General features: G+C 68.9%; 27 protein-coding genes. 14 read left to right on the forward strand and 13 right to left on the reverse strand.

Annotated features, from left to right (window positions below; translation table 11 throughout):
* The 4 genes from P409_RS03980 to P409_RS40240 form a co-directional block, all read left to right on the forward strand.
* On the forward strand, positions 1-262 hold a 262-nt coding region (locus P409_RS03980), incomplete at its 5' end, for a TOBE domain-containing protein (RefSeq protein WP_034831990.1).
* A gap of 118 nt (positions 263-380) precedes the next feature.
* A complete protein-coding gene (locus tag P409_RS03985; protein ID WP_034831992.1) occupies positions 381-1,403 on the forward strand; it encodes an extracellular solute-binding protein in 1,023 nt (340 codons plus the stop codon).
* A 46-nt stretch (positions 1,404-1,449) separates the two neighbouring features.
* Positions 1,450-2,388: an ABC transporter permease gene (locus tag P409_RS40235; protein WP_202964543.1), complete on the forward strand. Its 939-nt coding sequence runs from the start codon at positions 1,450-1,452 to the stop codon at positions 2,386-2,388.
* Positions 2,382-3,125 carry an ABC transporter permease gene (locus P409_RS40240; protein ID WP_202964544.1) on the forward strand — a complete coding sequence of 248 codons (744 nt, stop codon included), beginning with the start codon at positions 2,382-2,384 and terminating at the stop codon, positions 3,123-3,125. Before P409_RS40235 ends, P409_RS40240 begins: the two co-directional genes overlap by 7 nt.
* 17 nt (positions 3,126-3,142) lie before the next feature.
* Here P409_RS40240 and P409_RS03995 read toward each other — a convergent pair whose 3' ends face one another.
* Together P409_RS03995 and P409_RS04000 are read right to left on the reverse strand one after the other, a co-directional pair.
* Positions 3,143-5,224 (reverse strand): ASKHA domain-containing protein, encoded by a 2,082-nt coding sequence (locus P409_RS03995; protein ID WP_202964545.1) that lies wholly within the window; start codon positions 5,222-5,224, stop codon positions 3,143-3,145.
* 54 nt (positions 5,225-5,278) lie between these two features.
* Positions 5,279-6,187 carry a methyltetrahydrofolate cobalamin methyltransferase gene (locus P409_RS04000; protein ID WP_202964546.1) on the reverse strand — a complete coding sequence of 303 codons (909 nt, stop codon included), beginning with the start codon at positions 6,185-6,187 and terminating at the stop codon, positions 5,279-5,281.
* A 188-nt stretch (positions 6,188-6,375) separates the two neighbouring features.
* Here P409_RS04000 and P409_RS04005 point away from each other — a divergent pair, with 188 nt between their 5' ends.
* Together P409_RS04005 and P409_RS04010 are read left to right on the forward strand one after the other, a co-directional pair.
* Positions 6,376-6,624: a type II toxin-antitoxin system ParD family antitoxin gene (locus tag P409_RS04005; RefSeq protein WP_034831998.1), complete on the forward strand. Its 249-nt coding sequence runs from the start codon at positions 6,376-6,378 to the stop codon at positions 6,622-6,624.
* A complete protein-coding gene (locus tag P409_RS04010) occupies positions 6,621-6,920 on the forward strand; it encodes a type II toxin-antitoxin system RelE/ParE family toxin (protein ID WP_034832000.1) in 300 nt (99 codons plus the stop codon). The genes P409_RS04005 and P409_RS04010 overlap by 4 nt, the downstream gene beginning before the upstream one ends.
* An 11-nt stretch (positions 6,921-6,931) precedes the next feature.
* On the opposite strand, the gene P409_RS04015 is transcribed toward P409_RS04010, so the two are convergent.
* The 4 genes from P409_RS04015 to P409_RS04030 form a co-directional block, all read right to left on the reverse strand.
* On the reverse strand, positions 6,932-7,909 hold the full coding sequence (locus P409_RS04015) for a CobW family GTP-binding protein (RefSeq protein ID WP_034832005.1): 978 nt from the start codon (positions 7,907-7,909) through the stop codon (positions 6,932-6,934).
* The gene (locus P409_RS04020; RefSeq protein ID WP_034832008.1) at positions 7,896-8,201 is read right to left on the reverse strand and encodes a hypothetical protein; all 306 of its coding nucleotides are present in this window, start codon (positions 8,199-8,201) and stop codon (positions 7,896-7,898) included. Before P409_RS04020 ends, P409_RS04015 begins: the two co-directional genes overlap by 14 nt.
* Before the next feature lie 12 nt (positions 8,202-8,213).
* Complete coding sequence (locus P409_RS04025; protein WP_034832010.1) at positions 8,214-9,119, reverse strand: polysaccharide deacetylase family protein; 906 nt, start codon at positions 9,117-9,119, stop codon at positions 8,214-8,216.
* 70 nt (positions 9,120-9,189) lie between these two features.
* The gene (locus P409_RS04030; protein WP_034832013.1) at positions 9,190-9,492 is read right to left on the reverse strand and encodes a virulence factor; all 303 of its coding nucleotides are present in this window, start codon (positions 9,490-9,492) and stop codon (positions 9,190-9,192) included.
* A 199-nt stretch (positions 9,493-9,691) separates the two neighbouring features.
* Between P409_RS04030 and P409_RS04035 the strand changes: the two genes are divergently transcribed.
* Entirely contained in the window at positions 9,692-9,931 is a 240-nt protein-coding gene (locus tag P409_RS04035) for a FitA-like ribbon-helix-helix domain-containing protein (protein WP_034832015.1), read from the forward strand.
* On the forward strand, positions 9,928-10,359 hold the full coding sequence (locus tag P409_RS04040) for a type II toxin-antitoxin system VapC family toxin (protein ID WP_034832017.1): 432 nt from the start codon (positions 9,928-9,930) through the stop codon (positions 10,357-10,359). Before P409_RS04035 ends, P409_RS04040 begins: the two co-directional genes overlap by 4 nt.
* 15 nt (positions 10,360-10,374) lie before the next feature.
* Here P409_RS04040 and P409_RS04045 read toward each other — a convergent pair whose 3' ends face one another.
* Both P409_RS04045 and P409_RS04050 read right to left on the reverse strand, forming a co-directional pair.
* Complete coding sequence (locus P409_RS04045; protein ID WP_202964547.1) at positions 10,375-10,911, reverse strand: DUF1638 domain-containing protein; 537 nt, start codon at positions 10,909-10,911, stop codon at positions 10,375-10,377.
* A 92-nt stretch (positions 10,912-11,003) separates the two neighbouring features.
* Positions 11,004-11,708 carry a corrinoid protein gene (locus P409_RS04050; RefSeq protein ID WP_034832019.1) on the reverse strand — a complete coding sequence of 235 codons (705 nt, stop codon included), beginning with the start codon at positions 11,706-11,708 and terminating at the stop codon, positions 11,004-11,006.
* Positions 11,709-11,904: 196 nt separating this feature from the next.
* On the opposite strand from P409_RS04050, the gene P409_RS04055 reads away from it, so the two are divergent.
* From P409_RS04055 to P409_RS04065, 3 genes are read left to right on the forward strand one after another with little or no spacing between them, the layout of a single operon-like run.
* Entirely contained in the window at positions 11,905-12,396 is a 492-nt protein-coding gene (locus P409_RS04055; RefSeq protein ID WP_034832021.1) for a hypothetical protein, read from the forward strand.
* A 7-nt stretch (positions 12,397-12,403) separates the two neighbouring features.
* Positions 12,404-12,646: a hypothetical protein gene (locus P409_RS04060; protein ID WP_034832024.1), complete on the forward strand. Its 243-nt coding sequence runs from the start codon at positions 12,404-12,406 to the stop codon at positions 12,644-12,646.
* Positions 12,647-13,303, forward strand: coding sequence for a DsbA family oxidoreductase (locus P409_RS04065; RefSeq protein WP_034832026.1), 657 nt, complete (start codon positions 12,647-12,649; stop codon positions 13,301-13,303). It abuts the gene before it with no gap.
* 51 nt (positions 13,304-13,354) lie between these two features.
* On the opposite strand, the gene P409_RS04070 is transcribed toward P409_RS04065, so the two are convergent.
* The 4 genes from P409_RS04070 to P409_RS04085 are packed head-to-tail and all read right to left on the reverse strand — an operon-like array spanning position 13,355 to position 17,873.
* Positions 13,355-13,744 (reverse strand): helix-turn-helix domain-containing protein, encoded by a 390-nt coding sequence (locus tag P409_RS04070; RefSeq protein WP_034832029.1) that lies wholly within the window; start codon positions 13,742-13,744, stop codon positions 13,355-13,357.
* Positions 13,734-14,057, reverse strand: a complete 324-nt coding sequence (locus P409_RS04075; protein ID WP_034832032.1) for a type II toxin-antitoxin system HigB family toxin — start codon at positions 14,055-14,057, stop codon at positions 13,734-13,736. Before P409_RS04075 ends, P409_RS04070 begins: the two co-directional genes overlap by 11 nt.
* A 43-nt stretch (positions 14,058-14,100) precedes the next feature.
* Positions 14,101-17,589 carry a transcription-repair coupling factor gene (gene mfd, locus P409_RS04080; protein ID WP_034832034.1) on the reverse strand — a complete coding sequence of 1,163 codons (3,489 nt, stop codon included), beginning with the start codon at positions 17,587-17,589 and terminating at the stop codon, positions 14,101-14,103.
* Positions 17,586-17,873 carry an FAD assembly factor SdhE gene (locus P409_RS04085; RefSeq protein WP_034832036.1) on the reverse strand — a complete coding sequence of 96 codons (288 nt, stop codon included), beginning with the start codon at positions 17,871-17,873 and terminating at the stop codon, positions 17,586-17,588. Before P409_RS04085 ends, mfd begins: the two co-directional genes overlap by 4 nt.
* A gap of 45 nt (positions 17,874-17,918) precedes the next feature.
* On the opposite strand from P409_RS04085, the gene recG reads away from it, so the two are divergent.
* On the forward strand, positions 17,919-19,997 hold the full coding sequence (gene recG, locus P409_RS04090) for an ATP-dependent DNA helicase RecG (RefSeq protein ID WP_034832039.1): 2,079 nt from the start codon (positions 17,919-17,921) through the stop codon (positions 19,995-19,997).
* A gap of 134 nt (positions 19,998-20,131) precedes the next feature.
* The gene (locus tag P409_RS04095; RefSeq protein WP_052120005.1) at positions 20,132-21,544 is read left to right on the forward strand and encodes an Nramp family divalent metal transporter; all 1,413 of its coding nucleotides are present in this window, start codon (positions 20,132-20,134) and stop codon (positions 21,542-21,544) included.
* Positions 21,545-21,586: 42 nt separating this feature from the next.
* On the opposite strand, the gene P409_RS04100 is transcribed toward P409_RS04095, so the two are convergent.
* Positions 21,587-22,735 carry a porin gene (locus P409_RS04100; RefSeq protein WP_034832042.1) on the reverse strand — a complete coding sequence of 383 codons (1,149 nt, stop codon included), beginning with the start codon at positions 22,733-22,735 and terminating at the stop codon, positions 21,587-21,589.
* A gap of 206 nt (positions 22,736-22,941) precedes the next feature.
* Here P409_RS04100 and P409_RS04105 point away from each other — a divergent pair.
* Positions 22,942-23,688, forward strand: a 747-nt coding sequence (locus P409_RS04105) for a DEAD/DEAH box helicase family protein (protein WP_034832044.1), incomplete at its 3' end; no start/stop codon positions are given.

The following is a 23,688-nucleotide window of genomic DNA, read 5'->3' on the forward strand; positions in this document are numbered from 1 at the left end:
GCCGTCCGGCCTGCCGGAGGGCAGCGCCGCCCTGGCCTGCATCCGGCCGCAGGCCCTGTCGCTGATCCGGCCGGGCGAAGGCCTGGCGGGCATCATCGTGGCCTGCTCGCTGCTCGGCGAGATCGAGCAGCTGACGATCCGGGCGGAGGGCATCCCCGGCCCGCTGCGCCTGCGGACGACCGGCCGGATCCAGGCGAAGCCGGGCGAAGCAGTGGCGGTGGCGGCCGATCCCGCAGGCGTCCTGGTATTCCCTGCGGAGTGAGGCGGAATGCCACTGCCGAACGAAGCGGCTTGACGGTGCGGATTCATCTATGATGGAGCAAATGCGTCTCGATTGCAGCCGATCGGCGGCGACGGGACACAGAAGGGGGTTTCGCATCATGAAGAACGTCTCCGGGTTCAAGCTGGCGCTTCTGGCCGGCGCCGCCGTGATCGGCACTGCCGGCACCGCCGCGGCCGACATCAACATCTACACGACGCGGGAGCCGGGGCTGATCCAGCCGCTGCTCGACGCCTACACCGCCAAGAGCGGCGTCAAGGTCAACACCGTGTTCCTGAAGGACGGGCTGGCCGAGCGCGTCGCCGCCGAGGGGCAGAGCTCGCCCGCCGACCTGCTGATGGCCGTCGACGCCGGCAACCTGGCCGACCTGGTGGACAAGGGCGTGACCCAGGCGATCCAGTCGGACGTGCTGGCCGCCGCGGTGCCGGCGCAGCTGCGCGACCCGAACAACCACTGGGTCTCGCTGTCGATGCGGGCCCGCGTGCTCTACGCCGCCAAGGACCTCGACATGACTGCCTTCGCCTATGAGGACCTGGCCGATCCGAAGTGGAAGGGCAAGGTCTGCATCCGCTCCGGCCAGCACCCCTACAACACCGCGCTGTTCGCGGACTACATCGCGCATTACGGGGCCGAGAAGACCGAGGCCTGGCTGACCGGCGTCAAGGCCAACCTGGCGCGCAAGGCCGGCGGCGGCGACCGCGACGTGGCCAAGGACATCCTCGGCGGCATCTGCGACATCGGCATCGCCAATTCCTACTATGTCGGGCTGATGCGCTCCGGCAAGGGCGGCGAGGAACAGGTCGCCTGGGGCAACGCGATCAAGGTGATTCTGCCGGCCTTCAAGGACGGCGGCACCCAGGTGAATGTCAGCGGCGCGGCCCTGGCCAAGCATTCGCCGAACAAGGCCGAGGCGGTGAAGCTGCTGGAATACCTCGTCTCCGACGAGGCCCAGAAGATCTACGCCGAGGCCAATTACGAGTATCCGGTGAAGGCCGGCGCCCAGGCCGACCCGATCATCGCCTCCTTCGGTGAGCTGAAGGTCGATTCAGTGCCGCTGACGGAGATCGTCAAGCACAGGAAGCAGGCCAGCGAGCTGGCCGAGAAGGTCGGCTTCGACGGCTGATGAGCGATCCGGGCGCGGCCTTGCCCGCGCCCGGCGTCGTCCGAGGATGACCCAAGCCGTCCTGCACCAGGCCCCTGCCCTGACCGTCGCCCGGCGCGCGCCGGGACGGCGCTGGCTGTCCGCCGCCGCGATCGTCGGCGGGCTGGTGGCGCTGCCGGTCCTGGCCCTGGCCTGGGAGGCGCTGCGGGGCTCCGCCGGGCTATGGCCTCATCTCCTGGCCTATGTGCTGCCGCCGGCGCTGGGCCAGACGGCCACGCTGCTGCTCGGCGTCGGCATCGTCGTCACCGTGATCGGCACCTCCGCCGCCTGGCTGGTCACGGCGTATGACTTCCCCGGCCGGCGCCAGCTGGAATGGGCGCTGCTGCTGCCGCTGGCGGTGCCGACCTACATCATCGCCTACGCCTATCTCGACATCCTCCACCCGCTCGGCGTGGTGCAGGGTGCGATCCGGGGCCTGCTGGGCTATTCCAGCCCGCGCGAGTTCCGGCTGCCCGACATCCGGTCGATGGCCGGCTGCATCATGCTGCTGGGCTTCGTGCTGTACCCCTATGTCTACATCACCACCCGGGCGATGTTCCTGACCCAAGCGGCCAACCTGGTCGAGGTGTCGCGCACGCTCGGCACCCGGCGCGGCCAGGTGTTCCGGCGGGTGGCCCTGCCGCTGGCGCGGCCCGCCATCGCCGTCGGCGTCAGCCTGGCGCTGATGGAGGCGCTGAACGACATCGGCGCGTCGGAGTTCCTCGGGGTGCGGTCGCTGACCATCTCGGTCTACACCACCTGGGTGACGCGCTCGGACCTGCCCGGCGCGGCGCAGATCGCGCTGGCCATGCTGGTCCTGGTGGTCGCACTGGTGGCGATGGAGCGCCGGGCGCGCCGCCGGCAGCGCTACTGGACCGCGGCGCAGCGTTCGCGCGCCTTCGCGCCGCATCGCCTGCCCCCCTGCCCGGCCTCGCGGCGCTGGCCGTCGGCCTGGTTCCGGTGCTGATCGGCTTCGCCGCCCCGGCGCTGTATCTCGCCGTCGAGGCCTGGAAGCGGTTCCGCTTCAACGGCGTGTCCGACCGGCTGCTGTCCGAAGCTGTCAACACCGTGGCCCTGGCCGCGATCGCGACGGCCTTGGTGCTGCTGTTCGGGGTGATCGTCGCCTATACGGCGCGGTCACGGCCCGGCCGGATCACGGCAGCGCTGCAGCGGCTCTCCACCCTCGGCTACGCCATGCCGGGCACGGTGATCGCCATCGGCATCCTGGTCCCGGTCGCCGCCCTCGACCAGGTGATCGACCGGGCCGCGGGCGCCTGGCTCGGCGTCTCCACCGGACTGCTGCTGATCGGGTCGGGCGCCGCCCTGGTCTATGCCTATGTCGCCCGCTTCCTGGCGATCTCCACCGGCGCGGTCGAGGCCGGGTTCAGCCGCATCCCGCACTCCTTCGACCAGGCGTCGCGCAGCCTGGGGCAGACGGTGACGGGCACCTTCCGGCACGTGCACCTGCCGCTGTCCAGGGCCGCGCTGGCGGCCGCCGGGCTGCTGGTGTTCGTCGACTGCATGAAGGAGCTGCCGGCGACCCTGCTGCTGCGCCCGCTCAATGTCGAGACGCTGGCGACGCATCTCTACGGCGAGGCGGCGCGCGGCACCTATGAGGAGGCGGCGATCGCCGCCCTCGCCATCGTCCTGGTCGGCATCCTGCCGGTGGTGCTGCTAGCCCGGATCGGCCGGCGCGACGCGTAGGCCGGAAGCCCCTGGCTTCAGCCGCGGCGGCGCCGGCGCCGCCCACCCTCGCCGTCACCGCCCTCGACCACCTTCGGCGCCGGCAGGTCGACCGCCGCCGCCAGGTTCGGGAAGGCGGCGGTCTTGTGCGGCAGGGCCATCGCCTCGACGAAATGCTGCTGGAACATCGGCTCGACCGCGGTCTCGATCTTCTCGACCCGGCGAACCACCTGCTCGATCTCGGCGCGGGCCGAGCGGTTGACCAGGGCGATGCGGGCGCCGGTGCCCGCGGCATTGCCGCCGGCCACCACCTTGGCCAGGTCGCAATCCGGGATCAGCCCCAGCACCATGGCGTATTTGACGTCGATATGGCTGCCGAAGGCGCCGGCCAGGGTGATGCGGTCGACATGGTCGACGCCCAGCTTGTCCATCAGCAGGCGGACGCCGGCATACAGCGCGGCCTTGGCCAGCTGGATGGCGCGGACGTCGTTCTGGGTGACGCGCAGCTCGCGCTCGCCGTCGCGGTGCAGGACATAGCTGAAGGTGCGGCCGTCGGCGACGATGCGGTCGCTGCGCGCCGCCATGGATCCGTCGATCACCCCGTCCTGGGTGATGATGCCGGCCAGGAACATCTCGGCCAGAACCTCGATGATGCCGGATCCGCAGATGCCGGTGACGCCGGTGCGCCGGACCTTCTGGGCGAAGCCCTCCTCGTCCGACCACAGATCGCTGCCGATGACGCGGAAGCGCGGCTCCAGCGTGTCGCGGTCGATCCGCACCCGCTCGATCGCCCCCGGCGCGGCCCGTTGGCCGGCGGAGATCTGCGCCCCCTCGAAGGCCGGGCCGGTGGGGCTGGAGCAGGCCAGGAGGCGATCCTTGTTGCCGAGCACGATCTCGGCATTGGTGCCGACATCGACGATCAGCCGCAGGTCGTCGGATTTGTGCGGCTCCTCTGACAGGATCACCGCCGCGGTATCGGCGCCGACATGGCCGGCGATGCAGGGCAGGACGTAGACGCGGGCGTTGGGGTGGACCTTGAGGTCGATCTCGGTGGCCCAGATGTTGATCGCCTGATCGGTGGCCAGGGCGAAGGGCGCGCCGCCCAGCTCGATCGGGTCGATGCCCAGCGCCAGGTGATGCATGATCGGGTTGCCGACCAGCGTCACCTCCAGCACGTCCTCGACCTCCAGCCCCGCCTGGGCGGTGACACGGCCGGCCAGCTCGTTCAGCGCGCCGCGCACCGCCTCGGTCAGCGCCTTGTCGCCGCCGGGGTTCAGCATGATGTAGCTGACCCGGCTCATCAGATCCTCCCCAAACCGGATCTGCGGATTCATGGCGCCGCCGGAGGCGACGACCTCGCCGGTCTCGATGTCGCAGAGATGGCAGGCAATGGTGGTGGAGCCGACGTCGTAGGCCAGGCCGTAGATCTTGTCGCGGAAGCCCGGCCAGACGGCCAGCAGGCGCTTCACCCGCTGCTCGCGCACCGCCACGGTGCAGGTCCAGCCGGCGCTCGTCTCGCTCTGGGCCCGCAACGCCTTCTGCAGCTGCTGCACCACCCGCAGGTCGCAATCCAGGCCGGTGATGCCCCATTGCTCGGCCAGCGCTTCCTCCAGCCGGCGCAGGTCGCCGGAAGGGTCGTGCATGTCGGGCTCTCGCACCTCGACATAGTAGAGCTTGACCGGCGGGTCGACCTCGATCACCCGGTGCTCGGCATCCTTGCGGACGACCTGCTTGTGCACCTGGCTCTCGGGCGGCACGTCGACCACCAGGTCGCCTTGGATCAGGGTCTGGCAGGACAGGCGCCGGCCCGGCTTCAGCCCGCGCTTCTCGGCATAGCGCAGCTCCGCCGCGCCGGTCCCGGAGGCATGGCCGGCACGGGATTCGATGCCGTGCTTGGCGAACTGGCCGTCGCCGATCTCGACCTGGCAGCGGCCGCAGATCGACCGGCCGCCGCAGACGCTGTCGACATCGACGCCGAGCGACCGCGCCGCCTGCAGCAGCGGCGTGCCCAGCGGAAAGCGGCCGCGCCGGCCCGACGGAGTGAAGACGACCAGCGCCGTCTGCGTCGCCTGGCCTGACGCCCCTGGGCCGGGCGGCTGCCCGGGATCGATCATGTTCATCGTCAACCCGTCATCCTCGCGGCACCCCGGCCGAGGTGCCGCATCGTTCCATTCCTACACCCCTGCCGCAGCGCGCCGCCTGCGTCCCTCGCGGCCGCCGCGCGCACCAGCCGCGGCCTCGGCGCCTTCCGGCGTGGGCTCGCGGAACTTGCGGATCCAGCGGGCGCAATGCGGATCGTGCCCCATCATCACATCGGCGCCGAGTACCGCCTGCAGGCTCTCCGCATGCAGCGGGTTGGTGATGGCGGAGGTCATGCCCGCGCCGATCGCCATGGTCAGGAAGGCGGCGTTCAGCCCGTGCCGGTTCGGCATGCCGAAGCTGACATTGGAGGCGCCGCAGGTGGTGTTGACCTTCAGCTCCTCGCGCAGCCGACGGACCAGGGAAAAGACCTGGCGCCCGGCGGTGTTGATGGCGCCGACCGGCATCACCAGCGGGTCGACCACAATGTCGGCGTAGGAGATGCCGTGGTCGCGCGCCCGCTCGACGATCTTCTTGGCGACGGCGAAGCGGACGTCGGGGTCCTCGGAGATGCCGGTCTCGTCGTTGGAGATGGCGACGACCGCGGCGCCGTATTTCTTCACCAGCGGCAGCACGGCCTCCAGCCGCTCCTCCTCGCCGGTCACCGAATTGACCAGGGCCTTGCCCTTGTAGACGGCGAGGCCGGCCTCCAGCGCCGCGATGATCGAGCTGTCGATCGACAGCGGCACATCGGTGATCGACTGCACCAGCTGGATGCATTCGGCCAGGATGCGTGGCTCGTCCGCCAGCGGGATGCCGGCATTGACGTCCAGCATCTGGGCCCCGGCCTCGACCTGGGCCAGCGCATCGGACTGCACCCGGCTGTAGTCGCCGGCCTTCATCTCCTCGGCCAGCAGCTTGCGGCCGGTGGGGTTGATGCGTTCGCCGATGATGACGAAGGGCCGCTCGAACCCGATGGCGATCTCCTTGGTCGCCGAGCTCACCACTGTGTCCGTCATGCCCTGTGCGCCCTCGGATGCTGGAGTTTTCTGGACGAAAGGCTAGGCGCATCGCCCGCGGCCGGATCGTCTTCCAGCGTCATCGCCTGCCGCAGGCGCGTCAGGGGCCGATACGACAGACTTTGTCAAAGCCTGTCTCTCACGGTATCCTCGCCATGATCGGGAGAGACGGCATGCATATCTCGCTGACACCCAGGCTCGAGGAACTGGTCCGGGAGAAGGTCGAATCCGGCCTCTACAACAATGCCAGCGAAGTGGTCCGCGAGGCGCTTCGCCTGATGCAGGAGCATGACGAGATCCGTCGCCTGAAGCTGGAGCGGCTGCGCGAGGAGCTGGCGAAGGGCGAGGCGGACCTGGTCGCCGGCCGGGTCACGGTTCTGGATGGCGACGACCCGCTGGACGATTTCTTCGCCCGCCTGTGAGGCAGCTGGTCGTCACCGCGGCTGCCGAAGCCGACCTTCGGGCGATCGGCCGCTTCACGGCTGAAACTTGGGGCGTGGATCAGAAGACCCGGTATCTCGCCCAGATCCGGGACCGCTTTCGCCAGATCAGGGATGCGCCGGGCCTGGGTCGGTCGCGGGACAACATCCGCCCTGGTTTTCGCAGCCTTGCCGCCGGACGGCATGTCATCTTCTATCGGGAAGCAGAGGACCTGGTCGAAATCGTCCGTGTCTTGCACGACCGGATGGATCTGCATGGCCGGCTGGCCGATCCGTGATCCCCGACGCCCTACACGCTTCCGTCTGAAAAGCGATCGAGCGACCGGCGCAGATCCTCAGCGCGATAACCGCGGCCGATGACGACGACGGCATCGTCCTCCCGGTCCGGCTGCTCGGGCAGGATCTCGGGCGACTGCACGACCCGGCGCACACTCTGCAGCAGCAGCCGGCCGGCCGGCGTCCGCACCACGCCCTTGACCCGCAGCACGTCGTCGCCCCGCGCATGCAGCAGCGCCGAGAGCCAAACGGTAAAAACGGTCCAATCGACCGCTCCGCCGATCGCCAGCCGGACCGGGAAGGCTGCCGGCGGCTCCGCCCCGTCCTCAAACGCCGGAAGGCGTTCCAGTTCCACATCCTCGGCCACCGGCAGCGCGACGGGCATTCCCTGGGCCGCCCCGCTCAGCTCGGCGCCGGGGTTGAGATGCCGCAGCGTCGCGACCAGCTTCGCCAGCGCCTCCTCCCCGGCGATGTCGGCCTTGGTGACGATCAGGCGGTCGGCCGTCTCGATCTGGCGGCGGCCGAGGCGGTCGGTGCGCAGCTGCGACAGTGCGTGCAGCGCATCGACCAGGACGACGATCTCGCTGACGACGATGTGGTGCACCAGCACCGGATCCGACCGTATGGCCGCGACGATCGGGCCGGGATCGGCCAGCCCGCTGGTCTCCAGCACGATGCGCTGCAGCGGCGGCTCACCGTTCCCGGCCCTGATCCTCTCGTCACAGATCCCTCGCAGCAGCCGCACCAGGTCGTCCCGGGCGATGCAGCAGGCGCAGCCGCCGGCCAGCACCATAAGCGACGAGGCCCCGCCCAGCAGCGCGTCGTCGACCGGCGCCTCGGCCGCCTCGTTGACGATGATGGCGGCATCCCGATAGAGCCCGGCATGAAGCTGGTGGCGCAGCCAGGTCGTCTTCCCGGCGCCCAGGAAGCCGCCCAGCACGGTCAGCCGCAGCCGGCCGTCCGCCGGGACGGTTGGTTCAGCGCCCGCCATCCCCGCCGCCGATGAAGCAAGGGTCGAGCGGATCGACCGGCCGGCCCGCCATGCGTTCGGCCGCCGCCCACAGATCCTCAAGGTCGCGCACGATCGCCTGGTGGCCGGACAGCGTCGAGATCTGGATGCCGGGCACTAGCCCGCCATCATGCGCGGTCAGGCCATAGGCCCGCAGCACGGGCTTCAGCACCTCGGCCCGCCGGAACCGGGCGCGCAGCCGGTCCGGCGCCGTGGCGGCGCCGGCCTCGGTCCAATGGCCGGGCGCCGCCGGGAAGCCGCAGCCGGAGCACATCGGCGCCTCCCGTCAGATCACCTCGGGCCGTTTGCCGCCATCGAAGGGATAGCGTCGGCGGAAATCCTCGGCGATGTCCTCGAAGGTCATCCAGCGGACACCGTCATGACCGTTGATGTGCTCGATCAGCCGCTCGAGCATCAGCAGCACCTGGGGCCGGCCGCTGACGTCGGGATGGATGGTGAAGGCGAAGACGGCATAGTCCATCTCGCGATACACCCAGTCGAACTGGTCGCGCCACATCTGCTCGATATCGCGCGGGTTGACGAAGCCGTGGCTGTTCGGCGCCTTCTTCATGAACATCATCGGCGGCAGGTCGTCGACATACCAGTTGGCGCCGATCTCGACGAGGTCGATCTCCTTGCCGTGGGTCATCGGCTTCATCCAGGCCTCGGCCGGCTTGGAGTAGTCGATCAGCGTCCATTGGTCGCCGACCCGGGCGTAGAAGGGCTGGAAGTCGCGATAGCCCTGGCTGTGGTCGTAGCGGAAGCCGTATTTCTGCAGCAGCGCGGCGGTGGAGTTCGACATCTCCCACCACGGCGCGACATAGCCCCGCGGCGCCTTGCCGGTCAGCGCCTGGATCAGCTCGATGCTCTTGACCAGCACCGCCTCTTCCTGGGCGGGGGTCATCGCGATCGGGTTCTCGTGCAGATAGCCGTGGGCGCCGATCTCATGGCCCTCATCGGCGATCCGCTTCACCTGGTCGGGGAAGGATTCGAGCGAGTGGCCCGGGATGAAGAAGCTGGTCTTCAGGTCGTATTTCTTGAACAGGCGCAGCAGGCGCAGGGTGCCGACCTCGCTGGCGAACACGCCGCGCTGGATGTCCGAGGGCGAGTCGCCGCCGCCATAGGATCCGATCCAGCCCGCCACCGAATCGATATCGGTCCCGAACGCGCAGATGATGTCCTTCTTGGCCATTCTCAGCCTCCAGTTCCGGTTCTTCCCGCCCTCCTGTCCTATCAACCCGTTCGCGGCCCGTCGACCTCCCTCAGGCCTCGATGCCGCCACGCTCCACCAGCGCCCGCAGCCGGGCGTCGTCGTACTCCGCCTCGATCTTCGCCGCCGCCGCCTCGGCCTCGGCCTGCAGGTCGTCACCGCATTCGACCGGCTCGGACTTCTTCCATTCCTCGAGATAGCTGTCGGCGTCGCGCGCCTTGCCGCGCATGGCGGCGCGGTCGATCGCGTCCTGGAAGCGCTGCGACAGCAGCACCTTGGCCTGGTCGCGCCGGCCGGCCTTGGCGGTGACCTGGCTCGGGATGTCGCGCCAGGAGACGATGATGAGCTGGGGCATGGAGAACCTGCGGAATTTCGCGGAACGCTAGCAATGCCCCGGCTGGGGCACGAGCCTGATTTGATCCGAAATGACGGCCGGGCTTCGTTCCATATCCGACAGATGCGGAGCGGGATGCGATCCACATGGGATCCCATCCAATTTGAAATCGAGCAAGAGAAATGCCATCATTGCTGGCAATGCAGTCAATGAGACAAAGATGCCCGGCAATCTGAGCATCCGGAATGTCGACGACGCCCTCATCGCACGATTGAAGCGACGGGCCGGTCGCCATGGGCGCTCGGCGGAAGCCGAGTTGCGGGAAATTCTGCGCCAAGCTTTGGCGACGGAAGATGAGCCCGACTTCGAGGAGCTCGCTGCCCAGTTCCGAGCTTTGACCGCCGGTAGACATCACACTCCGGCCGAGGAGCTTCAGCGCGAAGGCCGTGACGAACGGTGACCGACTACGTCGTCGACGCCAGCGTGATCATCAAATGGGTGGTCGGCGAACCGGAAACCGTCCAGGCACTCGCCTTGCGGCAGCATCGGCTTTCGGCCCCCGACCTTCTGGTCCCTGAATGCGCCAATATCCTCTGGAAGAAGGTCCGGCGGAATGAGATGACCGGCGATGAAGCCGTCTTCGCAGCCCGCCTGCTCGATCGAGCCGATATCGAACTGGTTCCTGCGCGGGGGCTGATGGAGGCGGCCACAAGCCTGGCGGTCGCCTTGGATCATCCGGCTTATGACTGCCTCTATCTCTCGTTGTCGGAACGCTCCGGCCGCCCGCTGGTGACGGCCGATACGAGACTCCTGAAGAAGGTGGGGACGACGCCTGCGGGGATCTATTCGGGCCGGATCATGGATCTGCGGACCATGCAGGGGCCATGAGAGGCCGGGCGACCTTCACACCGCCCCCGCAACAAAGCCGGCGAATTCGCCATAGCCGGTGAAACGGTACTCATAGGCCAGGCCCAGCCGCTCCGCCGCAGCCTGGGCCTGGGCCTGCAGCGCCGGGTCCTCGGTCTGGGCCAGATAGACCAGGCGGCGGTAGTTGCCGAAGATCATCGGCAGCAGCTCCGGATGCCGGTCCAGCCCCATGCCCTCGAGGATCAGCGCCTGGAAGTGGCGGACGAGATAGTCGGTCAGGAAGAAGCTGCCCGGCTCCTCGTCCATCAACCGGTCGAAATCGGCCGCGCCGGCGAAGAAGGCGTAGCAGTGCGGGCCGGCGACACGCTCGGCCCCCTCCTCCGCCGCCACCCGGTCGATGGCGCCGCCGCTGCCGCAATCGGCATAGGCGATGCGGATTCGGCTCCAGCCCATTGCGCGGGCGGTGCGGATGCGCCGACGCAGCCGGTCGGCGATCTGCTCGGGCCGGTTGTGCAGGATGGCGGGCAGGCAAGTGACGGCAACGCGATCCGCGATGCCGTTGGCGCGGATCACGGCCAGCGTCTCGCGCGCCAGGGCCCCGCAGGCGATCAGCAGCGTCCGGTCCGGGCCGGGGGCGACGCCGGCGACACCGAACCGCTCGAGCCTCAGGCCGTCGCGCTCTTCGCCTGGTTGTGCTTGCGCCGCATGAAGTCCTTGGCCGTCTCCACCGCCACCGCCGCGTCGCGGCAATAGGCGTCGGCGCCGATTTCCCGTGCGAATTCCTCGTTCAGGGGCGCACCGCCGACGAGCACCACGTAGTCGTCGCGGATCCCCTGCTCCTTCAACGTGTCGATCACCACCTTCATATAGGGCATTGTCGTCGTCAGCAGCGCCGACATGCCGACGATGTCGGGCTGATGCTCCTCGATCGCCTTCAGGTAGTTCTCGACCGGGTTGTTGATGCCGAGGTCGATGACCTCGAAGCCGGCTCCTTCCATCATCATCGACACCAGGTTCTTGCCGATGTCGTGGATGTCGCCCTTGACCGTGCCGATCACCATCTTGCCGACCTTGGGCGCGCCGGTCTCGGCCAAGAGCGGCCGCAGCACGCCCATGCCGCGCTTCATCGCGTTGGCGGCCAGCAGCACCTCGGGCACGAACAGGATGCCGTCGCGGAAGTCGATGCCGACGATACGCATGCCTTCGACCAGCGCCTTGGTCAGCACGTCATACGGCGTCCATTTGCGCGCGAGCAGGATGTTCACGCCCTCGACGATCTCGTCGGCGAGGCCGTCATAGAGGTCGTCCCACATCTGCTCGACGAGCTCTTCGTCGTTCAGCGCGTTCAGGTCGATATCGTCATCCGCCATGGGAACCCTCGATCGCCGGCATCATTCCTGATGAGCCATGGCTCGCATTAACCGGGATGCCGGGCCCCGCCGCTAGCCTGGAACCGACTCCGACTGCGAAGGCGGCGACACGCCGGCGCAGCCCAGCGGCATCGCGACGCTGGACACCCGAGGCCGCCCCCCGGATGATGCGTTTCCTTCCGGCCGCGCGGTGCCCATGGACCTCCAGGACTCCCTCGTCACCTTCCTCCGCCACTTCCCGCGGACGGACGACACCACCCTGATCATCCTCAAGGGCCATCTGCTGATCGAGGAGGAGGTCAACAATCTGCTGCAGGAGATGCTGCCCAACCCCGAGGCGCTGGACGGACTGCAGATCAACTTCTTCACCAAGACCCAGTTCGCCCGCGCCCTGATCAAGAACGAGACGCTGGACGGGCTGCTGGACGCGGCGGAGAAGCTGAACCGGCTGCGCAACCGGCTGGCGCACAACCTGGAGCCGGCCGGGGTCGAGGCCGCGATCCGCGACTTCGTCACCCCCGCCGACGGGCGGATCCTGGGCGGCGAGACCGCGCCGGACCAGCAGCTGAAGCGCCGCATCGCCTATCTCTGCGGCCAGCTGCTGCGCTTCCGCACCGAGTACCGCGCGGCGCGGCAGCTCCTGAAAAACCGGGTCGGCGTCGCCAAGGCGAAGCCGAAGCGGTCCTGAGGCCGGCATGCCGAACTGGCGCAACCGCGGCGGCGGCAAGCGCGACCCGGAGCGGGTCGAGCGGGCGGTGAAGGCGGACCGGCTGCGGCGGGACCGCCGGGCGATGGCCGCCCATGAGGCGGAGGAGTCCGAGCGCGCGACCCTAGCGCTCGGCCTGCTGGCCGAGGAGATCGCCGGCCGGGATGCCGGCGCGGCCGGGCAGGAAGCCGATCCCATTCCCAAACGCCGCCCGCCGCGGGATACTGGCTGAATGCGGATCGACATCTTCTTCGACGTGGTCTGCCCCTGGTGCTACATCGGCAAGCACCGGCTGCGGCGCGCCCTGGCGATGCGGCCGCTGCCGGGTCTGGAGATCCGCTGGCAGCCCTTCCAGCTGAATCCGGAGATGCCGAAGCAGGGTGTCGACCGGCAGAGCTACATGATCGCCAAGTTCGGCGGGCGCGAGCGGATGCGGCAGATCAACGCCGTGGTGGCCGAGGCCGCCGGCAAGGAAGGCCTGCCCCTGAACCAGAGCGTCATCCGCCGGACCCCGAACACGGTCGAGGCGCACCGGCTGATCCGCCATGCCGGCGAGCTGGGCGAGGCCGACCGCATGGTCGACGCGCTGTTCACCGCCTATTTCGTGCATGGCCGGGATGTCGGCAACCGCGAGATCCTGATCGACATCGCCGAAGAGCTGGGCTTCGACCGCCGCCGCATCGCCGGGGTGCTGGCCAGCGAGATCGGCGTCGCCGAGATCCAGGCGGCCGACCTGCGGGCCCGGCAGCTCGGCATCCAGGCGGTGCCCTGCTTCGTCTTCGACGGCCGCTATGCCGTCTCCGGCGCGCAGGAGCCGAGCGCCTTCCTGCCGCTGCTCGATCTCGCCCGCGAGCATGCCGTCTCCGCCCCGCTGTCGGAGCGGGCGTAGCTGTTTGATCTACCCAGCTCCATGCAGCGCCGCGCCGGCGCCATCGAGCGATCAGCGGGTGACCGCAGCGTCATCTCTCAAAGATGGCCGGATCAGCACGTCGGCCGAGATCCCCAGCCTTTCGTGCAGGCGTCGGATCATGTCGATCGACAAACCTCGCCTGCGGTTCATGACCTCCGCCACGCGCGCGCGGGTGCCGATCAGCGGTTCGAGATCCCGACGGGTCAGACCCTGCTGCTCCATTCGGAACCGAATGGCCTCGATCGGGTCCGGCGGATCCACCGGATGGTGCTGGGCCTCATAGGCATCGATCAAAGTCGCCAAGATGTCGAGGCGATCACCATCAGCCGTGCCGCTTTTGGCGCCCCAAAGGCGGCCCACCTCGGCCAAAGCCTCCTCATAATCCGCCTCGGTGCGGATCGGTCTCACCTCAGTCGCCATGCTGCACCTCCGTCGCGTCGATCTGGTCATAGGCCTTGTGGGTGCCGATCCATCTGATCCAGACAATCGTCTTCTCGAAATCGACAGATACGATCAGGCGATAATCGTTACCTTTGATGTTGAACACGATGCGCTCGGACGTCACGACGCTCGCCGTCGCATACAACCGCTTTACATCGGCGGTGCTGGCCCAACTGGCTTTGCTCACTTCATCGAACCAGGCATCCAGCGCTGCCTTCACGGCCGGCTGGGATTTCTGACCGGCGAGACTGGCGACGAATTCTCGCAGTGTCCGCCGAGCGATGACGCGCATTTCCTGAGTTTAGTGCGATCCCAATATGGGAGCAGGCATCGACCTACCCCGCCGCCAGATCGGCCAGGCGCTGCACCAGCTTGCGGGCGCCGCTCACCCGGTCCTGCGGCGTTTCCCAGCCGCGGGCATAGACCAGCTTCTGGTCCGGCCGTACCTTGATCGCCCCCGCCATCTTCTGGATGAAGCCGATCAGCTTGTCCGGCCGGGCGAACTGGTTGTCGCGGAAGCCGATCACCGCGCCCTTCGGCCCGGCGTCCAGCCGCTCGACCCCGGCGGTGCGGCACAGCCGCTTGATCGCCACCAGCTCCAGCAGGTTCTCGACCTCCTCCGGCAGCGCGCCGAAGCGGTCGATCAGCTCGGCGGCAAAGCCGTCCAGCTCGGCCTGGCCCTCCAGCGCCGAGATCCGCCGGTAGAGGTCGAGGCGGATCTGCAGGTCGGCGACATAGGTCTCCGGGATCAGCACCGGCACGCCCAGATTGATCTGCGGCGTCCAACTCTCGGCCGCCTCCTCGCCAGTGCCGACACCGGCCCGGGCGGCCTGCACCGCCTCCTCCAGCATCTGCTGGTACAGCTCGGCCCCGACCTCGCGGATATGGCCCGACTGCTCCTCGCCCAGCAGGTTGCCGGCGCCGCGGATGTCCATGTCGTGGCTGGCGAGCGTGAAGCCGGCGCCCAGCGTGTCCAGCGTCTCGATCACATGCAGCCGCTGCTGCGCCGTCTTGCTCAGCGGCTTGCGCGGCGCATAGGTGAGATAGGCGTAGCCGCGCAGCTTCGACCGGCCGATGCGGCCGCGCAGCTGGTACAGCTGGGCCAGGCCGAACAGGTCGGCGCGGTGGATCACCATCGTGTTGGCCGACGGCACGTCGAGGCCGGATTCGACGATCGCGGTCGCCAGCAGCACGTCGAACTGCCCATCGTAGAAGGCGCTCATCACCTCCTCGAGCTGCGTCGCCGGCATCTGGCCGTGGGCGACGGCGATCTTCACCTCCGGCACCAGCTCCTGCAGGGTCTGGTGCACCTCGGCCAGGTCCTCGATCCGCGGGCAGACATAGTAGGTCTGGCCGCCGCGGAAATGCTCGCGCATCACCGCCTCGCGGATGATCACCGGGTCGAAGGGCAGCACGAAGGTTCGCACCGCCAGCCGGTCGATCGGCGGGGTGGTGATCAGCGACAGCTCGCGCACGCCGGACAGCGACATCTGCAGCGTGCGCGGGATCGGCGTGGCCGTCAGCGTCAGCACATGCACGTCCTCGCGCAGGGCCTTCAGCTTCTCCTTCTGCTTCACGCCGAAATGCTGCTCCTCATCGACGATGACGAGGCCGAGATTCTTGAACGACACCTGCTTCGACAGGATGGCGTGGGTGCCGACGACGATGTCCATGGTGCCGGCCGCCAGCTCGTCCCGCACCAGCTTGGCCTCCTTCGGCGTGACCATGCGCGACAGCTGGGCGACGCGCAGCGGCAGGCCCTTGAAGCGCTCGGAGAAGGTGCGGAAATGCTGGCGGGCCAGCAGCGTGGTCGGCACCACCACCGCCACCTGCACGCCATTGGCGGCGGCGGCGAAGGCGGCGCGCAGCGCCACCTCGGTCTTGCCGAAGCCGACATCGCCGCAGACCAGCCGGTCCATCGGCCGGCCCGCCTGCAGGTCGTCCAGCACCTCGTCGATGGCGCGCTGCTGGTCCTCGGTCTCGGCATAGGGGAAGCGGGCCGCGAACTCCTCGTACAGCCCCTCGGGCGGCGGCAGCGACGCGGTGGTGCGAAGGGCACGGGCGGCGGCGATCCGCATCAGCTCCTCCGCCATGTCCTTCAGCCGCTTCTTGACCCGGGCCTTGCGTGCCTGCCAGCCGGCGCCGCCCAGCTTGTCCAGCTGCACGGCCATGTCGCCGGAGCCGTAGCGGGACAGCACCTCGATGTTCTCGACCGGGACGAACAGCTTGTCGCCGCCCTCATAGACGATGCGCAGGCAGTCATGCGCCGCGCCGCCGACGGTCAGCGTCTCCAGCCCCTCATAGCGGCCAATGCCATGGTCCTGGTGGACCACGATGTCGCCCGCCGCCAGGGCCGAGACCTCGGCGATGAACTGCTCGGACTTGCGGCGTTTCTTCTGCGGCCGGGTCAGCCGGTCGCCGAGGATGTCCTGCTCAGTGACGACGGCGAGGTCCGGTGCGGCGAAGCCGTGCTCCAGCGGCAGCACCACCATGACGGCGCTGGCCGGGTGGGCCTTCTCCACCCCCGCCCAATTCTCGGCCACGGCGAAGTCGGCGCGGCCCTGCTCCGACAGCATCGACCGCAGCCGGTCGCGGGCGCCGGTGGTGTAGCCGGCGACCAGCACCCGCTTGCCGGCGGCCTTCAGCTCGCCGATGTGATTGCGCACCGCGGCGTAGAGGTTGACCTCCGGATTGGCACGGGCCTCCGCGAAGTCGTGGCCGCGGCGGCCGCCGGCATCGGCGCCGCCCTCTGGCGGGGCGAAGGGCGAGAAATCCGCCACCGGCCGGTCGGCCAGGCAGGTCTCCCACTCCGCCGCGTCGAGATACAGCCGTTCGGGCGGGATCGGGCGGTAGGGCGGCGTCTTGGCCTTCTTTTGCGCCGCCTGGTGGGTCAGCCGCGCCTCGTAGAAATCGGCGATCTGGGCCAGGCGCTGGTCGCGCGCCTGCTCCAGCTGATAGTCGAGCGTGACCGACGCCTCGGGCAGGTAATCGAAGACCGTGTCGAGATGTTCGTGGAACAGCGGCAGCCAGTGCTCCATGCCGGCCTGCTTGCGGCCGGCCGACACCGCCTCGTACAGCGGGTCGTCGTCATTGATGGCGCCGAACAGCTCGCGATAGCCGCTGCGGAAGCGGGCGATCGAGGCGGGGTCGAGGAACACCTCGCCCATCGGCTTCAGCGTGATCCGGTCGACCTCGCCGGTCGTGCGCTGCGACATCGGGTCGAAGCGGCGGATCTTCTCCAACTCGTCGCCGAACAGGTCGAGGCGCAGCGGCTCCTCCGTCCCCGGCGGGAACAGGTCGACGATGCCGCCGCGGATGGCGAACTCCCCCGGCTCGCGCACGGTCTGGGCGCGGACATAGCCGTTGCGGGCCAGGAAGCCCTGCAGGCCTTCCAGGTCCACCCGCTGCCCCGGCGCGATCGACAGGCTGGCCTCGGCGAAGGCGTCGCGCGGCGGCACGCGCTGCATCGCGGCGCCGATCGTGGTCAGCACGACGAAGGGCCGGCCGGGCTCGCGCGCCGCCAGCAGGCGGGTCAGCGCCTCGACGCGCTCCGCCACCGTCTCCGGATTCGGCGAGACGCGATCATAGGGCAGGCAGTCCCAGGGCGGCAGCACCACGACCGGCAGGTCGGGCGCAAAGAAGGCCAGTGCCCCCTCCAGCGCCGGCAGCCGGGCATCGTCGCTGGCGATATGCAGCAGGCCCTTGTCGCCGGCCTTGCGCGCCAGCTCGGCGATCAGCCGCGCATCCTGGCCCTGGGGCACGCCGCCGATGGTGCGGTGGCGTGCCGAGGCCCGCGCGGTGGCGGGTTCGGCCAGCACGCTCATCCGCGCCCTCGCGCCCGCGCGTAGTCGATCAGGAGCCGCATGACATCGCTGTCGGAGTCGGCCGGGACCGGCACGCGCTCGGTCACCCAGTCCCACAGGTCGGGGTCGTTGTTCTCCAGCAGCTCGCCATAGCGGGCCAGCTGGGCGGCATCAAGGCCGTCCAGCGTCGCGTCGGCGAAGCCGCCGAGCAGCAGGTCGGCTTCACGGGTGCCGCGGTGCCAGCTGCGGAAGCGCAGGCGGCGGCGCAGCGGTGCTGCGGCATCGCTATCGATCTGCTTTGTCATTAGCTTAAGGTGCGTGTCCACGTGAGCCCCATATAGACCCGAGCCTTGCGTCCGCAAATCCTCTTCCCGCTCTTTGCTGCCATCGAATCCCTGCACGGCATCGGCCCGAAGACCGCGCGGCTGGTCGAAAGGCTGGCCGGGCCGAAGGCGCTGGACCTGCTGTGGCACCTGCCGAGCGGCGTGGTCGACCGGCGCAAGCTGGTCAGCCTGCGCGACGCCCGGCCGGGCGGCATCGTCACCCTGACGCTGCAGATCGATGGCCATATCCGCGGCTCCTCCGCCCGCGCGCCGCACCGGGTCCGCGCCTCGGACCCGACCGGGACGATCGACCTGGTCTTCTTCCACGCCCGGCCCGACTGGCTGCAGACCACCTTCCCGATCGGCCAGACCCGGATCGTGTCCGGTCGGATCGAGCAGTTCCAGGGCGGTCTGCAGATGCCGCACCCCGACCGGGTCGGCACCCTGGAGGAGCGCGAGGAGATCGCCATCGTCGAGCCGATCTATCCGCTGACTGCGGGCCTGCAGCCGCGCACCCTGGCCAAGGTGATCGCCGATGCCGTCGCCCGCGCGCCGGAACTGCCGGAATGGCAGGACACCGCCTGGCTGCAACGGCGCGGCTGGACGGGCTGGCAGGCGTCGCTGCGCCGCGCCCATGCGCCGGAGGACGGGGCCGACCTGCTGCCCGACGCGCCGGCGCGGCAGCGCCTGGCCTATGACGAGCTGCTGGCCAACCAGCTGGCCTTGGCGCTGTTCCGCCGCTCCACCGCAGCGCCCCGGCGGCCGACCACCGGCGACGGGTCGCTGCGGCAGAAGGTCGAATCCGCCCTGCCCTTCGCCCTGACCAACGCCCAGCGCCTGGCCCTGGCCGAGATCTATGCCGACATGGCGGCGCCGAACCGGATGCTGCGGCTGCTGCAGGGCGATGTCGGCAGCGGCAAGACCGTCGTGGCCCTGCTGGCGATGCTGGCGGCGGTGGAGGATGGCCGCCAGGCGGCGCTGCTGGCCCCGACCGAGATCCTGGCCCGGCAGCACCGCGAGACGCTGGCGGCGCTGCTGCAGCCGGTGGGGCTGGAGCCGGGCCTGCTGACCGGCCGGGACAAGGGCAAGGCGCGGAAGGAGACCCTGGCCGGGCTGGCCGACGGATCGATCCGCATCGCCGTCGGCACCCACGCGCTGTTCCAGGAGAGCGTGGAGTTCGCCGACCTGGCCGTAGCGGTGATCGACGAGCAGCACCGCTTCGGCGTGCACCAGCGCCTCCAGCTCTCGGCCAAGGGCGAAGGCGTCGACGTGCTGGTGATGACCGCGACGCCGATCCCACGGACGCTGCAGCTGACCGCCTACGGCGACATGGAGGTGTCGAAGCTGACCGAGAAGCCGCCGGGGCGAACCCCGGTGGACACCCGCGCCGTCTCGGCCGAGCGGATCGACGAGGTGGTGGCCGGGATCGGCCGGCACCTGGCCGGCGGCGGCAAGGCCTATTGGGTCTGCCCGCTGGTCGAGGAATCGGAGACCAGCGACCTGGCCGCCGCGACCGACCGCTTCGAGGATCTGCGCCGCATGTTCGGCGAGAAGGTCGGCCTCGTGCACGGCAAGATGAAGCCCGCGGAGAAGGACGCGGTGATGGCCGGCTTCGCCGAGGGCGGCATCGACCTGCTGATCGCCACCACCGTGATCGAGGTCGGGGTCAACGTGCCGTCGGCCACCGTGATGGTGATCGAGCATGCCGAGCGCTTCGGCCTGGCCCAGCTGCACCAGCTGCGCGGCCGGGTCGGCCGCGGCGACGCTGCGTCGCGCTGCATCCTGCTGTACTCGCCGCCCCTTTCGGAGACGTCGCGGCAGCGGCTGGCGACGATCCGCGAGACCGAGGACGGGTTCCGCATCGCCGAGGAGGATCTGCGCCTGCGCGGCGCCGGGGAGGTGCTGGGCACGCGGCAGAGCGGCCTGCCGGAGTTCCGGGTCGCGGATATCGATTCCCAGGGCGACCTGCTGGCCGTGGCGAAGGACGATGTCGCGCTGATCCTGAACAAGGACCCGGAGCTGGAGGGGCCACGCGGCCAGGCGCTGCGCACCCTGCTGTACCTGTTCGAGCACGACAGCAGCGCGAAATATCTGCGGGCAGGATAGCGGTCCCGGAAGCGCCTGCGGTTTAGGCTCGTCGTCCGCGCTGAAATGTCGGACGATACCCTTTCATAACCGATCGCATCTGCAAGCCCGACGACGATCGGGCGGGATGCGCGGAGCCGAGAAGGGGAACCGCCATGACCGATATCGCCCAGGGGCGAACCGCAGACATCGATGATCCCTATCACCTCACGCCCGAAGGCGTGCGCGAGCCGCCCACCGGCTGGGCCGGCAGCCTGAGGCATCTCGGGCCCGGGCTGATCCTGTCGGCCTCGATCGTCGGGTCGGGCGAGCTGATCGCCACCACCACGCTCGGCGCCCAGGTCGGCTTCGCCCTGCTGTGGATGGTGATCTTCTCGACCTTCGTGAAGGTGGCCGTGCAGGTCGAGCTGGCGCGCTGGACCATCTCCACCGGCCAACCGGCCCTGACCGGCTACAACAAGGTGCCGCCGGCCGTCGGACGCCTCGGCTGGGTCAACCTGCTCTGGGCGATCATGGCGCTGTCGAAAATCCTGCAGGTCGGCGGCGTGATGGGCGGCACCGCCCTGGCCTTCTCGATCCTGCTGCCGCTGGGCGGGCCGCCGCTCGGCGCCGTCTCGCTCGGGATCTGGACCGCGCTGCTGGCCTGCATTTCGATCGCCCTGCTCTATTCCAACAACTACAGCCTGATCGAGCGCGGCGCGGTGCTGCTGGTCGTCGTGTTCTCCTTCGTCACCGTGGCGATCGCGCTCGGCCTGCCCTTCACGCCCTATCCCTACGCCCTGGACGATCTGGCGACCGGGCTGGCCCTCACCATCCCGGCCGGGGCCGTGGGCGCGGCCATCGCGATGTTCGGCATCACCGGCGTCGGCGCCGACGAGCTGACCTTCTACACCTATTGGTGCGTCGAGAAGGGCTATGCCCGGTCGGTCGGCCCCAATGACGGCAGCGAGGCCTGGAAGCGCCGCGCCCGCGGCTGGATCAGCGTGATGTACAAGGACGCCTTCCTGTCCTGGTGCATCTACACCTTCTCGACCATCGCCTTCTACATCATGGGCGCCGCGGTGCTGAACCGGCAGGGGCTGGTGCCGGCGGGAAACGAGATGATCACCACGGTCTCCCGCATGTACACCGACACGCTGGGGGAATGGGCAGGGGTGCTGTTCCTGATCGGGGCGATCGCGGTGCTGGGCTCGACCCTGTGGGCTTCGATCCCGAGCTGGTCGCGCATGTATGTCAACCTGCTTGCCGTCATGGGCGCGGTGGACTGGCACGACACCCGGCAACGGACCCGCTGGATCCGCATCTTCACTGTGGCGCTGCCGATCGTCTGGGGTCTGGCCTACATGACCGTGCAGTCGCCGGTGCTGATGATCCAGATCGGCGGCGTGGCAACCGGCATCTTCCTGCTCGCCGCGGTCGTGGCGGTCTGGTACCTGCGCCGCTCCGAGACCGATCCCGACCTCTATGGCGGGACAGCGTTCAATGCCTTGCTGGTGATCAGCAGCATCGCGATCGTGCTGCTGGGCCTCTACACCGGCGCCAATGTGCTTGGGATCAAGCTGGCCTGAGGATGGTCGGACGGGGCGCGGCGAACCGCGCCCCGCTCCGGATCAGAAGTTCAGGATGGTGCCGACGCTGAGCGACGAGGTCTCGAAATCCGAGCCCTGGCGGAACTCGTCCTTCTCGTAGCGGAGCTCGCTGAACACATCGAGACCCGGCGCGAAGTTGTAGACCAGCGTGCCGATCACGTTGTGGCTGGTCTTCAGGTCCTGGCCGTCGGTGAAGGTCGAGTTCAGGCTGCTGTTCTTTTCCGCCGTCGTGTAGGCATAGCCGATCGACGCCAGCCACGGGCCGGTGGTGTAGGACAGGTCGCCGACGATCGAGTCGATCGCCTTGTCCGCCCGGAACGTGCTGGAGAAATGGGTCCAGCTGGCGCTGGCCCAGATGCCGTTGGCGAAGCCGACCTGGCCGGCCAGGTAGTAGGCCTCGAGGTCGTGATTGGCGCCGACGCCGTTGCCGTTATAGGCCATGCCGGCGAAACGCACCGCAGTACCGTCGAAGGTCTGCTGGTAGTCGATGCCGCCGCCGATGACGTTCTCGTAGATCGTGCTGCTGTCGTTGATCAGGTCGTTGCGGCCGCCGTTGCCGGCATGGCCGTTGCCGCCGACCACCGGCGTGAAGTCGACGCCGAAGGACAGGCCCGCGAAGCTCGGCGAGGTGTACTTGACCTTGGTGTCCTTGGTGTTGATGCCGCCGAACTGCTGGTACGGCGCCACGGCGAAGAACGCGTCGCTGCCGCCGATCCAGGTGCCGGGGCTGCGGAAGCCGTTGCCCCAGTCGGTGTCGAGGCCGAACTTGCTGCCCAGCGTCTGCTGCGCGTAGACGTGGAAATCCTCCGCGATATACGGCGCATCGCCGAGGGTCACCGTACCGAAGCCGCCCTTCACATAGACATAGGTGCGGTCGACGGTGACGTTGTTCTTCCGGTCGACATTGTTGAACCGGATACGGGCGCCGTATTCCAGGCCGGAATCGGTGACGTTCTTGACATCGAACTGCAGCCGCGCCCCCGACTCGAAATCGTAGTCGCGATCGATGTCCTGGCTGCGGTTGTCGTTGAACAGGACGCCGGCCAGGAAGCCGATGCGGCCCGAGAGCTTGAGCTGCAGGCCCGAGGTCACGTCCGCGTCCGCCGCATGGGCGGCGCCCGTCGCCAGGGCAGCCGCCAGCGCGGCCCCGCAGAGTAAGCGCTTCTTCATAGGAACCTCTGATCGCAAGCGATCGTTTCGGGAATTCGCGGGGAACTTGCCGTCGGCAACACCTAAAACCAAGTGAAAACAAGGCAGTAACAAATAAGTCATATTATTTAGTGCAAATCTGCAACAGCCGCGGGCCAACAGCATCCGCGATCGCTCGCGATCCCGACAACCTTGCGCGATACCGGCGATCAGCCCAGGAAGGGGTGATGGAACGCTTCGACCCGCTCGGCGACGGCCCCGACTTCATTCCACGGCCGCACCAGATCGCGGCGCGCGACGCCATTCTCGCCGCCCGGTCGGCGGGACGCCCCGGCTTCCTGCTGGGTGACCTGACGGGTCTGGGCAAGACCCTGTCCGCCTGGCTGGCCGTCGCCGCGATGCCGGAGGACGAGGTGCTGGTGATCTGCCCGAAGGGCGCCGTGCCGCAATGGCGCCGGACCATCGCCCGCTCCGGCACCGCGGCGAAGCGGGTGACGCTGATCAATTTCGAGAAGACAAAGTCGCTGCTGGCGCCGCCCCCGGTCAGCACCAAGCGGTCGACCCGCGCGAAGAACAACGAGCTGGCGAAGCATGGCACGCCGAAGCGGACCTGGCCGATCGTGGTGATCGACGAGGCCCACCGCATCCGGAACCCGAACTCGCAGCAGGGACTGGTCTGCCGGCAGATGGCCGCGGCCGCCGCCTTCACCATCTATATGAGCGCCACGGCCGGCCAGGCCCCGCACGAGCTGTCCTATCTCGGTCGGCTGCTGGCCGAGGCGGCCGGCAGCGGCGCCGGAGACCTCGACGGGTTCCGCGCCCTGATGAAGCGGCTGCGCATCGGCCGCCCCAAGGGCCGCTGGAAGAACTGGAGCTGGGAGCCGAACCCGGAGGACCGCCGGGTGATGGCGGACCTCCTCTACAAGGGTCCCAAAGCGATCGGCCTGCGCCGCCGGCCCGAGGACATCGCCGGC

Origin of the sequence: Inquilinus limosus MP06 (genome assembly GCF_000767795.1) — a bacterium.
Lineage (GTDB): Bacteria > Pseudomonadota > Alphaproteobacteria > DSM-16000 > Inquilinaceae > Inquilinus > Inquilinus limosus_E.